Origin of the sequence: Priestia endophytica DSM 13796, from assembly GCF_900115845.1 — a bacterium.
In the GTDB taxonomy this organism is placed as follows: Bacteria; Bacillota; Bacilli; order Bacillales; family Bacillaceae_H; genus Bacillus_I; species Bacillus_I endophytica.
In genome coordinates this window covers 37,024-49,698 of the sequence record NZ_FOXX01000016.1, presented here as the reverse complement: position 1 = coordinate 49,698, position 12,675 = coordinate 37,024, and the positions used below count along the sequence as shown (strand labels likewise).

Annotated in this window: 13 protein-coding genes and 2 riboswitches; of the genes, 9 read left to right on the top strand and 4 right to left on the bottom strand. The window is 37.4% G+C overall.

Annotated features, from left to right (window positions below):
• Window positions 1-199 precede the first annotated feature (199 nt).
• From BM012_RS21695 to BM012_RS26570, 3 genes are all read right to left on the bottom strand, one after another.
• On the bottom strand, window positions 200-769 hold the full coding sequence (locus tag BM012_RS21695) for a replication-relaxation family protein (protein ID WP_061803024.1): 570 nt from the start codon (window positions 767-769) through the stop codon (window positions 200-202).
• Complete coding sequence (locus BM012_RS21690) at window positions 753-1,919, bottom strand: FtsK/SpoIIIE domain-containing protein (protein ID WP_061803025.1); 1,167 nt, start codon at window positions 1,917-1,919, stop codon at window positions 753-755. The genes BM012_RS21695 and BM012_RS21690 overlap by 17 nt, the downstream gene beginning before the upstream one ends.
• Window positions 1,920-2,040: 121 nt before the next feature.
• Window positions 2,041-2,217 carry a hypothetical protein gene (locus tag BM012_RS26570; RefSeq protein ID WP_167360157.1) on the bottom strand — a complete coding sequence of 59 codons (177 nt, stop codon included), beginning with the start codon at window positions 2,215-2,217 and terminating at the stop codon, window positions 2,041-2,043.
• A 162-nt stretch (window positions 2,218-2,379) separates the two neighbouring features.
• Between BM012_RS26570 and BM012_RS21685 the strand changes: the two genes are divergently transcribed.
• Window positions 2,380-2,592, top strand: a complete 213-nt coding sequence (locus BM012_RS21685) for a helix-turn-helix domain-containing protein (protein ID WP_061803026.1) — start codon at window positions 2,380-2,382, stop codon at window positions 2,590-2,592.
• 255 nt (window positions 2,593-2,847) lie between these two features.
• On the top strand, window positions 2,848-3,045 hold the full coding sequence (locus BM012_RS21680) for an IDEAL domain-containing protein (protein WP_061803027.1): 198 nt from the start codon (window positions 2,848-2,850) through the stop codon (window positions 3,043-3,045).
• A 275-nt stretch (window positions 3,046-3,320) separates the two neighbouring features.
• On the opposite strand, the gene BM012_RS21675 is transcribed toward BM012_RS21680, so the two are convergent.
• Window positions 3,321-4,724, bottom strand: a complete 1,404-nt coding sequence (locus tag BM012_RS21675) for an amino acid permease (RefSeq protein ID WP_061803028.1) — start codon at window positions 4,722-4,724, stop codon at window positions 3,321-3,323.
• Between the two features lie 444 nt (window positions 4,725-5,168).
• Window positions 5,169-5,275: riboswitch (glycine riboswitch) on the top strand.
• Window positions 5,276-5,277: 2 nt separating this feature from the next.
• Window positions 5,278-5,399: riboswitch (glycine riboswitch) on the top strand.
• A gap of 93 nt (window positions 5,400-5,492) precedes the next feature.
• On the opposite strand from BM012_RS21675, the gene glyA reads away from it, so the two are divergent.
• From glyA to gcvPB, 7 genes are all read left to right on the top strand, one after another.
• Window positions 5,493-6,743 carry a serine hydroxymethyltransferase gene (gene glyA, locus BM012_RS21670; protein WP_061803029.1) on the top strand — a complete coding sequence of 417 codons (1,251 nt, stop codon included), beginning with the start codon at window positions 5,493-5,495 and terminating at the stop codon, window positions 6,741-6,743.
• An 18-nt stretch (window positions 6,744-6,761) separates the two neighbouring features.
• A complete protein-coding gene (locus BM012_RS21665; RefSeq protein WP_061803030.1) occupies window positions 6,762-7,274 on the top strand; it encodes a serine dehydratase beta chain in 513 nt (170 codons plus the stop codon).
• The gene (gene sdaAA, locus BM012_RS21660) at window positions 7,274-8,155 is read left to right on the top strand and encodes an L-serine ammonia-lyase, iron-sulfur-dependent, subunit alpha (RefSeq protein ID WP_061803055.1); all 882 of its coding nucleotides are present in this window, start codon (window positions 7,274-7,276) and stop codon (window positions 8,153-8,155) included. The genes BM012_RS21665 and sdaAA overlap by 1 nt, the downstream gene beginning before the upstream one ends.
• Before the next feature lie 14 nt (window positions 8,156-8,169).
• On the top strand, window positions 8,170-9,285 hold the full coding sequence (gene gcvT, locus BM012_RS21655) for a glycine cleavage system aminomethyltransferase GcvT (protein ID WP_061803031.1): 1,116 nt from the start codon (window positions 8,170-8,172) through the stop codon (window positions 9,283-9,285).
• Window positions 9,286-9,422: 137 nt separating this feature from the next.
• Complete coding sequence (gene gcvH / locus BM012_RS21650; protein WP_061803032.1) at window positions 9,423-9,818, top strand: glycine cleavage system protein GcvH; 396 nt, start codon at window positions 9,423-9,425, stop codon at window positions 9,816-9,818.
• Between the two features lies 1 nt (window position 9,819).
• The gene (gene gcvPA / locus BM012_RS21645; RefSeq protein ID WP_061803033.1) at window positions 9,820-11,172 is read left to right on the top strand and encodes an aminomethyl-transferring glycine dehydrogenase subunit GcvPA; all 1,353 of its coding nucleotides are present in this window, start codon (window positions 9,820-9,822) and stop codon (window positions 11,170-11,172) included.
• Complete coding sequence (gene gcvPB / locus BM012_RS21640; RefSeq protein WP_061803034.1) at window positions 11,165-12,649, top strand: aminomethyl-transferring glycine dehydrogenase subunit GcvPB; 1,485 nt, start codon at window positions 11,165-11,167, stop codon at window positions 12,647-12,649. Before gcvPA ends, gcvPB begins: the two co-directional genes overlap by 8 nt.
• Window positions 12,650-12,675 lie beyond the last annotated feature (26 nt).

Genomic DNA, 12,675 nt, shown 5'->3' with positions numbered 1-12,675 from the left:
ATTGCTGTTATTATAGCAAACTCTACCAATGTGCACAATGTATATTCGACCTATTTTTATAGATTTCCCTTAAATGAGTCATTATTCTTTTGTTTAAATATTATCTTTTAGAACATAGTTTTAAAAGATAAATAGTCTCTCATAAGGGCTGCCTGGTTGCACTTTGTCCATATTAAAATCTATACTGTTTATAAATTTATTAAAAATAATTTTCAAGATCATCCGTTGTTAGAATTTCCGCATTGACTTTATATTCCTGACACCAGCTTAGAATTCTTTCTTTTCTCACTGGAGTGGTCGTATAAAAGATGAGTAAAGCTTGTTGGTTGCCCAAAGCTTGAAAGAGGGATTGATACAGTTTAATTTTCTTTTTATTTTCGAGCATCTTTTGTTTGAGATCCACTTCCACAAAGCAAATGACACCGTGAAGGGAAAAGCGAGCATCACTAATGAGCTTATAGGTTTCTCCTTGGATCCTCCATTCATTCGGTCGTTCCACTTTCCACTCTTTCGGACACCCATAATACAAGTAAATATCATTCCGTCGTACTTTATGTTCGAGCTGTGTTAAGTGAGGCTTGTTTTTCTCTGATCCAATGTGTTGGCGTCCTTTCTTCGATAAATAGTAGACATTTTCATGGAGACGCTTGTAATTTAAAAAGGAACTCATATTATAAAGAACACGATTAGCATTGCGGACACTCTTCAACTGAAAGAGATACTGCAATTGAGATCGACTCATACATTCCAACTTATCCAAGGCGTACATAATCTTCTCCTGTCTCGTCTCGCACAACTGTTTGTTTTGCAATTTCATAGCCTCCAATCCGTTTCCAGATTTCCTCATGATTGAGGTAGGGGACTTGCACTTCTTTCACTTCATGCGTTTTAATCAACGCACGCCCTTTGATATCTGAAGGTAAGGTTTCGGCTCCATAAGCATCAATAGCCACCTTGGACGCATAATCACTTCCTAGACGAAAACTCACCTTTAAATCCGCATTTTGCTTGATAGAGCCATTTAATACATTCGAGGTAGGGTATTGGGTTCCATAGACCAATCGAACGCCCAGAGCGCCTCCTAGGCGTGCAATTTCACTGAGGATAGATTGACACTGTGCTAACGTCTTCTTTTCTTCTTTCTCCATGAATTTTTCGGGTGTAAGTTGGGCGGCTTCATCAATCAAAACAAACAGACGTTGAGAGAGGGGAGTGTCTACAATGTTGGACCAGCCTTCACGTTTAAAACGGTCCATTCGTTCCTTCATATCCTTTTGGACTTGTTCTAAGATGTATAAGGCCTCCTTTGGATTACTAGCAACCCATTTCACTTGTTGAAGGTTCTTATACCGATCAAACTCTAATCCACCCTTTAAATCGATAATCATGAATTGAGCATCCCACGGATGATGTTCAATGAGATAGGTCATCATGACTTTTATCATGACTGTTTTTCCAAAGCGAGTTGTCCCGGAAACGGTGGTGTGTGGGGTATGGTCGAAATGGTGAAAGTGCCACCCCTGATGGTTTTTCCCTAAGGGAACCACCCAACCTTTACGATAAGGAACGTCTTGATACGACACATACGAAGGCATTTTACCGTTGGAAATCTCAATGATGAGCCATTTTTTGAACGATACGTTCACTTCTTGATCTAAGGTGACGGATAAAATCTGTTGTAACGTTCGTAAGGTTTTTTCTTCTAAAGCTAAAGGGGTGCGATAAATCAGCTTGATTTGTTTTGTGCTTTTATACTCTCGAACGAGCTGAGGATATCGGTTGTTTTTTCCGTCTTTCACGTGGATATGGTAGTGCTCAAAAACCTGTTGGATGACACGATGTTCCTCACTCGATGTATTCGTTCCAAACCATAAGGCTGCGGCACTTGTTAAAACCGGAATCGCCATGAGCTCCCACATGATTTTTCCTCCTCCTTATTTATCTTCTATAGATAGTTCCTTAAGAAAGGAAGCTTCCAAATGTTGTTCTAATCATCATGAACCTATTCCTTTTTCTCTTCTAGCCTGGTTGGAACCCTGGTCATAAGAAGGGAAGAAAAGAAGACAGGGTATACAAAAAATAGAGCAAGCTTCCCAAGATACCCACATTCATTCCAACCTGCATGACCACTCTTACTTTTTCTTTATCGACCCATCCTTTTCTCTCTGCATAAATCACCGTGAATAACACCATGCTTGTTCCCAGGACTGTAACCATGTGAACGCCTCCTAAATTGGTATAGTCGATTGTATGTTGCATGGCTTGTTCGACTTATCTTGTCTTATAAAAAAAATCAAGTTAACTTGATTTTTTTTGAATATAAACTTGAAAAAATGGACATTAATGAAGACATAAAACCATAATATAGAGGTGTAAAGGATGGGAGTAAAAAGAACAAAGTTGAAGAAATGGCTAGCGAGTGAAGGAAGGACTCAACAATGGTTGGCGAGAAATTCAAAACTCTCAAATACAGCAATGAGTGACATTTGCACAGGTAAACGAGATCCCAATATATCCACAGTTAAAAGAATTATGGCAGCTATTAGAAAAGTAAATAAAGATGCAAAGGTTGAAGATTTCTTTGATATCTAGAATTATAGGTTGGAATATTGTCGTGAAAAAGCGAATAGTTATATATCATAAATATACTTAAGACCGCCTTATACACTGATGGATATTGGGCGGTCTTTGTTATGGGTATGCTTATGATTTCAAAAAAGCTCAAGCCTTTGGCTATAGCCTTAAGGCTATATAATATTAAAAATTTTATCTATCAATCTCGTATTGAAAAAGTATAAAAGGGGAATACTTTTTACCAAAGAGAAAAGATAAAGGGGTTGACGTTGGATGGAAAATAACGTGTCTAATGAAATGAACCAAGTTGAAATAAATATACATGACGAGGTAGTGGCTGAATTATTTTTGAATCAAGTGGTGAAGGATTTCAAAAAAGGGAAGATCCTTGAGGAAATTGACCAATCCTTAAAAAATAGAGATAAAGAAACTTTTTTACGCTTAACGGAAGAACTTCAATCCGTTTCTTGATAAGAGCTTATTAGTATACAAAAGACTCTTTAAATAAAATATGACTTCATATCTAAAAAATAAGGAATTCGATCATGAATCAGTATTTATCGTCATTATCTAAAGGCTAGAGTAAGCATAGGTAAAACTTCCTTAACCTTCATATAGCAAATAAAAAAGAAACCCTTTGCTTAGCACTAGCAAAGGGTTTCTACATATGGAGAAATATATTAGAATAAATTAAAAGTTACTAATAGGGAAAACCTGCACGAAATCAAGTAAGATTTATATCAAGATTATTTGATCTTAGATATATCATCCTCAACGATATTAGAATTGATAGCTTTTTTTCGTGTAACGTTTGTTTTAATTATATAGAGAATGACCACAACAATCACACTAAATATACTTAATACTAACTGGGATTGGGTCTCAGAGTTAAAGCCCATACTTCCAATAATCATAGTGATTGCAATAATTGATGCAATGGTCACATAAGGATAACCCCACATACGAAATTTAAGACGATGAGGCATTTCATTCTCAATCTTTTTACGAAGAATTAACTGGGAAATGGCGATCAGTAAGTATACAAAGAGAGCAATTGCTCCTGAAGAATTTAATAAGAATTGAAATACTGTATCTGGGGATATAAAAGACATAATTACAGATAAAAAGCCAAATATGGTACATGTAAGAATTGCCTTTAAGGGAACTCCTCGTTTCGTAACATTAAGCATCCATTTTGGGGCATCTCCCTTATTACCTAAAGCGAACAACATTCGAGATGCAGTATACAGCCCTGAGTTTAAACAAGAGAGAACTGCTGTAACAACAACTAGATTCATAATTACGTCAGCACCAGGTATACCAATGACTTTAAGGGCGTTAACGTAGGGGTTTTTAAGTGCTACGTCATCATTCCATGGAATAATAGTTACAATTAAAAAGACGGATCCTACATAAAACATTAAAATACGGATGATAACAGAATTTACAGCCTTCACCACAGCCTTTTCTGATTCATCGGATTCTGCTGCCGCAATAGTTACAATTTCAGAACCAACAAAAGAAAAAATAATAGTCGCTATAGCGACAAATACCGCACCTGTACCAACTGGTGCAAACCCACCATGCGTCGTCAAATTAGAGAAATTCATTGTAGTACCAGGTAATAGGCCTAAAACATACGCCCCACCAACTAAGAGAAATAAAGTAATTGTAACAACTTTAATCAATGAAAACCAATATTCAAATTCACCGTAAGCTTTAACCGAGAAGAGATTAGTTAACGTTAATGCTAATAAAAGGATTAAATTTAATATCCAAAGTGGAGTATTAGGGAATATCCAATCTTGTAATATTGTAGCACCTGCAATCGCTTCTACAGCAATAACAATAACCCAGAAGTACCAGTATAACCAACCAACTGTAAAACCTGCCCAATTTCCAAGAGCCTCTCGGGCGTAATCTGAAAACGAACCTAGGCTAGGCTTTGCTACAACCATTTCTCCTAGCATCCTCATAATAAGAATAACTAAGATTCCAGCCATTAAGGCTGTAAGGACTGCTGATGGTCCAGTATCCTGGATGATAGCACCACTGCCTACGAACAGGCCTGCACCGATAGAACCTCCAAACGCAATCATCATCATGTGACGCATACGAAGAGTCTTCTGTAATTTTTCTTTTTGATTCATATGAAATAGCTCCTTTATATAAATTATTAATAACTTGGATGCTAAATTCCTTTGTCGATATCCTTGAATAATTAAGCCCTACCATGTCCAACTACACTAGCTCCGATAATAACAACTTTCTTGCCTTTCATAACTCCAATTCCAACTCCTTCTTGTTAACTAAATGTTAAATCTTGTCGATGGACTTATTATATTTTTAATATTTTGTATTTTTAAAATGTTTTGTGAAGTTTCTTGACACTTTTTTTTAGCGTTTTGATATTAGGGAGCTCCTTTACTTAAAGCACATCTTAACTGAGCAAGGATAAACAAATGATCCTTATTTTCCCTTACAGTATACTTTTGATCACTATGTGTTATAAAAGTGCTTACTTTTTTTTGTTTAAATTCTAATTCATAATAAATTTTAATATTACAAATTATAAATTCACTTTATACAAGCGGATGATAATTGTGGGAGAGACCGAAAAAGATTAATTCGGCACCGAAGGAGCAAACCTCAAAAAATCCTTGGGGTATAAACTCTCAGGTAAAAAGACTGCAATTGGACGCACCTCTGGAGAGAGCTGAAGAGCCACCAAAGGGGAACTCTTCTGTCTAAAACATTTTTAAAAAAGTTATTCTTCTTAAAATGTTTTAAACAGGAGGTAATCTCTCAGGTAAAAAGGACAGAGGAAGGGTAAGATTGATATCTTGCCCTTCCTCTGTCTTTTTATTAGGGAAGGTAAACAGATATAAAGTTTTAGAAAAATTAAAGGAGGTCTGTATATGAGTCTACAAAACTATGACCATGAAATTTTTACTGCTATTAAAGACGAAAGAACCAGACAATTAAACACCTTGGAGTTAATTGCATCGGAAAATTTTGTGAGCAATGAAGTTATGGAAGCAATGGGGTCCGTTTTTACCAATAAATATGCAGAAGGTTATCCAGGAAAGCGTTACTACGGGGGCTGCGACTTTGTGGACATAGCAGAACAAAAAGCGATTGAACGTTTAACGAGTTTGTTTGAAGTGAAGTTTGCAAATGTACAACCGCATTCTGGAGCTCAAGCAAACCTAGCAGTTCTTTATGCTCTACTCCAACCTGGAGATAAAGTGATGGGAATGAACCTTTCTCACGGAGGGCATCTCACTCATGGTAGTCCAGTGAGTATCTCAGGAAAATGGTTTGAAGTAGTGTCCTATGGAGTTAGAGAAGATACTCATCTAATTGATTATGATGAATTAGAAACAATTGCGAAGAAAGAAAAACCAAAATTAATTATTGCAGGAACCAGCGCTTATCCACGAACGATTGATTTTGCTCGATTTAAATCCATTGCCGACCAAATTGGTGCAAAATTGATGGTGGATATGGCTCATATTGCTGGACTTGTAGCAGCTGGTTTTCACCCATCGCCTATTCCATATGCAGATGTTGTGACCAGTACCACCCATAAAACATTACGCGGACCGCGCGGTGGCATTATTTTAACCAATGATGAAGAAATGATTAAAAAGATCAATAAAGCTGTGTTTCCTGGAATTCAAGGTGGCCCCCTCATGCATATTATTGCAGCAAAGGCAGTGTCTTTCAAAGAAGCCTTACAACCTGATTTTAAACATTATGCTAGGCAGATTATTAAAAATGCGGAAATGCTAGGTGAAATATTAAAAAAAGAAGGAGCAACACTTATCTCTGATGGAACAGATAATCATATTGTCCTTTTAGATGTGCGGCCATGGAACTTAACGGGAAAAGAGGCGGAGAAATCACTAGAGAAAGCGGGAATTACTGTTAATAAAAACACTATTCCCTACGATCCTGAAAGCCCATTTGTGACAAGTGGGATACGTATGGGAACAGCTGCATTAACAACACGTGGCATGAAGCAGGAAGAAATGATTAAAATTGGTGAAACAATTGCGTCTGTTCTTAGAAGTAAAGGAGATCCATTAATTTTAAAACAAGCAAAAGAAACAACAAGAAAAATTTGTGAGGGATATCCATTATTTCAACAGTCCGTGACTGTTTAAAAAAGGAGTATCATTATTATGGAATTTCAAAGTTGTTTTGACATTATCGGTCCAATCATGGTAGGTCCGTCTAGTTCTCATACAGCAGGCGTTGTGTCAATTGGGAAATTCACTCATCAACTATTAGGCTGTTGTCCAGAAAAGGCAATAATTATTTTCTATGACTCCTTTGCTGAAACCTACCAAGGCCATGGAACAGATAAGGCATTACTTGGTGGACTACTAGGAATGGATACAGATGATTCTAGGATTAAATATGCTATCGATCTAACTAAACAATATGGAATGTCTTATGAAATTCGGCTTGAAGATCGTTGTCCATATTTTGAACACCCAAACACAACAGTTATTACGGTAAAGCAAGGGGATTGCGTAGTAAAAATAGGTGGTGCATCACTTGGTGGCGGTTTATCTAAAATCTTTATGATCAACGAAGAGACCGTAGATATTCGTCTAAGCGCTGGGGATGACTTTGCAGCCCTTGCGAATCATTGTCAGTCAAGAAGCGATTTAATGGTGAAGGCACTATGATGAAAATTCAGTCCATGGCAGATCTTGTTCAGGCTTGTGAGAGTGAAGAAAAAACAATTGGTGAAATGATGCTGATGATGGAAGCGAAAAAGACAGGAAAAGGCAAAGAAACCATTATCAGCATGATGGAAGAGCGATTAATTAAAATGAAGGAGGCAATTGATGACGGGATAAAAGATGATTCAACTGCACCAAGTGGTCTCTCTGGTGGTGATGCTGTAAGAATGAATGGCTACATGAATCAGGGGAAACCTCTGTCAGGACAATATATAAGCCATGCGATGACTTTTTCATTAGCGACATCTGAAAGCAATGCGCGAATGGGGGTCATTGTGGCTACCCCAACAGCTGGAGCAGCCGGCGTTTTACCAGGAGTATTGTTTTCCCTTCATAAAAATGATGGCACTTCCTATAAAGATTTAGTCATGGGCTTGTTTACGGCCAGTATGCTTGGTTATGTAATTGCTAACCGTTCCTTTATTTCAGGAGCCGCGGGAGGTTGCCAGGCAGAGGTCGGTTCGGCCACAGCCATGGCAGCCGGCACAATCGTTGAATTAAAAGGCGGAACACCCAAACAAGCCGTAAATGCAACAGCTATTGCCATGAAATCACTATTAGGCTTAGTATGCGATCCAGTCGCAGGACTTGTTGAAGTGCCTTGCATTAAGCGAAATGTCATGGGCACCTCGATTGCTTTCTCGGCTGCTGATTTAGCCCTTGCTGGTATTGAAAGCCGCATACCATGCGATGAAGTCATTGAAGCTATGTATAAGATCGGAAAAGATATGCCTAGAACTCTTCGAGAAACTGCACTTGGGGGTCTTGCGATGACCGAGACAGGTAAAAAGGCAAAAGAAAGATTATTTCGTAAAAAAACTTAAAGCGAGGTGTAATCATGATTATAGAAACAGCATTAAAGAGAACACCACTTTTTCCTATATATAAAAAGCATGGCGCAAAGGTTATTAATTTTGGGGGTTGGGAGCTTCCTGTACATTTTTCAAGTATCTTAGAAGAACATGAAGCTGTCCGAAAGGAAGCAGGACTCTTTGATGTCTCCCATATGGGAGAAGTGCTCGTTACAGGAAAAAATGCAGAAAGTTATATTAATTACCTTGTAACAAACGATGTAACAAAACTTAGTATCAATCAAGCTCTATATACAGCTATGTGTTATCCAGACAGTGGTACGGTCGATGACTTGCTTGTTTACAAGTTGGCGAATGAAAAATATTTACTCGTTATCAATGCAGCAAATATAAAAAAAGATGTCGAGTGGATGGAGCAACATGTAAGAGGAGAAGTGACTCTTCAAAATATGTCAGGTGATATTGCGCAGCTCGCTATCCAGGGACCAAAGGCCGAAGTCATCTTACAAAAGTTAACGGAAACAGACCTAAAGAAAATTAGTTTTTTCCATTTTGCTCAACATGTCAATCTGAATGGGATTGCAGACGTCCTCGTATCCCGTACAGGTTACACAGGGGAGGACGGATTTGAACTTTATTTACCAGCAGATAAGGTAGAAGCTTTGTGGGAGAAGCTTCTGAAAGAAGGAAAAGAAAATGGATTAAAACCATGTGGACTTGGTGCGCGTGACACTCTTCGTTTTGAAGCGAGGCTTGCGTTATACGGGCAAGAGCTCACAAGTGATATCAGTCCCCTTGAAGCAGGAATTGGTTTTGCCGTCAAAACGAACAAAGAAAGTCATTTTATCGGCAAAGATATCCTTATAGCTCAAAAAGAAGGAGGAATAAAACGAAAATTAGTAGGAGTTGAAATAACAGGTAGAGGTATTCCTCGTAATGGTTACAAAGTATTCACAAATGATGGAAAAGAAATTGGTTTTATTACATCTGGAACTCATTCTCCTTCTTTAAAGAAAAACTTAGGACTTGCGCTAATATCGGCAGAACATACAGAAATAGGAACGAAATTAAAAGTTGACATTCGCAATAAAATGGTTGATGGCATTATAGTAAAAGCACCTTTTTACACAAAAAAACTATGAGATTTTTCTTAGACTATTAGAAGAATATAATGTACTTAGAAATAGATAATATTAAATCAATTCTATCTAGAGGGAGGATCATAAAGAAGTTTACACCTAATTATCTAAATATTCCGTTAAATTAAAAGGAGAAAAAAATGACAAAATCGATATTAAACTTGCTATATAGCAGGGAACATGAGTGGATTCTACAATTAGATAAAGATCGAGTACGTATTGGTATTTCTGATTATGCTCAAAGACAATTAGGGGACATCGTCTTTGTTGAAAACCCAGAAGTGAACGAGAAGGTAACAGCCAATGAATCAATAGGAACAATCGAGTCTGTTAAAACAGCTTCTGAAATTTATGCACCTGTTTCTGGGACGATTATTCGTGTAAATGAGGAGCTACAAGACGCACCTGAAATAATGAACGAACAACCATATGAAGCAGGATGGTTAGTAGAAATAGAATTATCAAGTTCAGGGGAATTACAAACACTTTTAAATGAAGAAGAATATCAAATATTTATAAATGAAGGAGGAGAGTGAAATGACAGCAAGTTATCGTTACCTTCCTGATACAAAACAAGATCAAAAAGAAATGTTTTCACTTTTAAATATTTCTTCTGTAAATGAGCTATTTGAGGATCTTCCCACTGAAATTCGACTAGAAAAGGAGTTAAATATACAACCAGCTACTTCTGAATCTCTTTTGATGAAAAAAATGCAAAATCTTGCTTTACAAAATAGGAATGCTAACCAATACCCAAATTTTCTGGGGGCAGGCACCTACGATCATTACATTCCAAGTGTAGTGAATCATATAACTTCTCGTTCAGAATTTTATACTGCTTATACACCGTATCAACCAGAAATCAGCCAAGGGGAGTTACAAGCAATTTTTGAATTTCAGACGATGGTTTGTGAGCTAACAGGAATGGAGGTCGCTAACTCATCCATGTACGATGGGTTTACATCTCTTGCAGAAGCAGCGTCGCTTGCTGTTACATCAACAAGACGTTCGCAAATACTTGTATCTAAGGCTGTTCATCCTGAATCTCGTGCAATCTTAGATACAGTAGCATATGGTCAAGAGTATATGGTAAAAGAAGTTGATCTTACTGTTGATTGCACGAACTTAGAGAAACTTAATGAATATGCAAATGAAGATACGGCAGCAATTATTGTGCAATATCCAAATTTCTTTGGTTCTATTGAAGATTTAATAGAAATAAAGAAAGTTGCAGAAATAAATGGAGCAGCTTTAATTGTCAGCGCCAACCCTTTGGCATTAGGACTGCTTCAAACACCGGGAAAGCTAGGCGCAGATATTGTAGTTGGTGATATGCAACCTTTAGGGATTCCAATGTCCTTTGGCGGACCACATTGTGGGTATTTTGCAGTAAATAAAAAACTAATGAGAAAGATACCGGGACGTATTGTTGGACAAACAACAGATGAACAAGGTAAGCGCGGATTTGTATTGACACTCCAAGCACGCGAACAGCATATTCGCCGTGATAAGGCATCATCAAATATTTGTTCTAACCAAGCTTTGAATGCTCTTGCTTCTTCTATTTGTATGACTGCTCTAGGAAAACAAGGAATTCGTCATATGGCACAGCTGAATTTTGAGAAGGCTGGTTACATGGTAAAGCGTCTTAAAGAAAAGGGGATGATCATTATTAATCAAGCTCCTTTCTTTAATGAATTTGTAGTAGAACTTCCGATTCCAGCTAAAGAAGTCAACGCTAAACTTTTAGAAGCAGGGATTATTGGAGGATTTGATTTAGGACATGATTATGGCCTTGAACATCAAATGCTTATTGCCGTGACAGAACAAAGAACAAAAGAAGAGATTGATCAATTTGTAGAAGTGCTGGAGGGGATTTTAAATGGTTGAATATAATAAATTAATCTTTGAGATTAGTCGCCCAGGGCGTGTTGGATCGAGCTTACCAGAAAGCGATGTAGATGCAATTGATTTAAAAGAAAAGATTCCTCAACATTTAATTCGTGATGTATCAGCTGAGCTTCCAGAGGTATCAGAGTTACAGCTTATTCGCCATTATACTGCCCTTTCAAATAAAAACCATGGAATTGATAACGGTTTTTATCCACTTGGTTCTTGTACAATGAAGTACAATCCGAAAATTAATGAAGATGTTGCACATTTACAAGGTTTCACCCATATTCATCCTTATCAGCCAGTTGAAAGTGTTCAGGGAGCATTAAAGCTTTTATACGAATTACAAGAAGATTTAGCTGAAATCACAGGTATGGATGCAGTGACCCTACAACCATCAGCAGGCGCTCAAGGAGAATGGACTGGGTTAATGATGGTTAAAGCGTATCTTGAACACAATGGGGAAAAGAGAACAAAAGTATTGGTACCTGACTCAGCTCACGGTACTAATCCAGCAAGTGCTACAGTTGCTGGATTTAAAACAGTTACGATTCCTTCAAATGAACAGGGTCTTGTTGATTTAAATGAATTAAGAAAGCATATGAATAGTGATGTCGCAGCACTTATGCTAACTAATCCTAATACACTTGGACTATTTGAAAAAGAAATTATTGAAATTGCCAAAATTGTGCATGATTCAGGTGGTTTACTGTATTATGATGGAGCAAATGCGAATGCAATTTTAGGAAAAACCACACCTGGACAAATGGGATTTGACATTGTTCATTTAAATCTTCATAAAACATTTACAACCCCTCATGGAGGCGGAGGGCCAGGAGCTGGTCCAGTCGGTGTAAAATCCAAACTTTTACCGTATTTACCCGTTCCACGAATCGAAAAACAAAAAGATAACTATGTAATAGATTATAATCACCCCTTATCAATTGGTCGTGTTAAAGGGTACTATGGAAACTTCGGTATTCTTGTTCGTGCATACACCTACATTCGAACTATGGGTCCCGAAGGCTTACGCCAAGTATCTGAAAGTGCAGTACTTCATGCTAACTATCTTCGAAAAAAGTTGGAGCCTTACTTTGATGCACCATATTCGCAAATTTGTAAGCATGAGTTTGTTTTATCTGGATCTAGGCAGAAAAAACAGGGTGTAAGGACTCTTGATATGGCCAAACGTCTACTTGATTTTGGGTATCATCCACCTACTATCTATTTTCCATTAAATGTAGAGGAATGTTTGATGATTGAACCTACAGAAACCGAATCAAAAGAAACACTCGATGCTTTTGCAGATGTAATGATTCAAATTGCGAGAGAAGTAGAAGAAAATCCAGATATCGTTTTAAACGCGCCTCATACAACGATAATTGGTCGACTAGATGAAGTACAAGCAGCAAGACAACCAATATTACGATACACAAAAGAGGTAGAGTTAGAAAAAGAAACCATAAAATTATAAAATATCTCATTACTAAATATTCGATA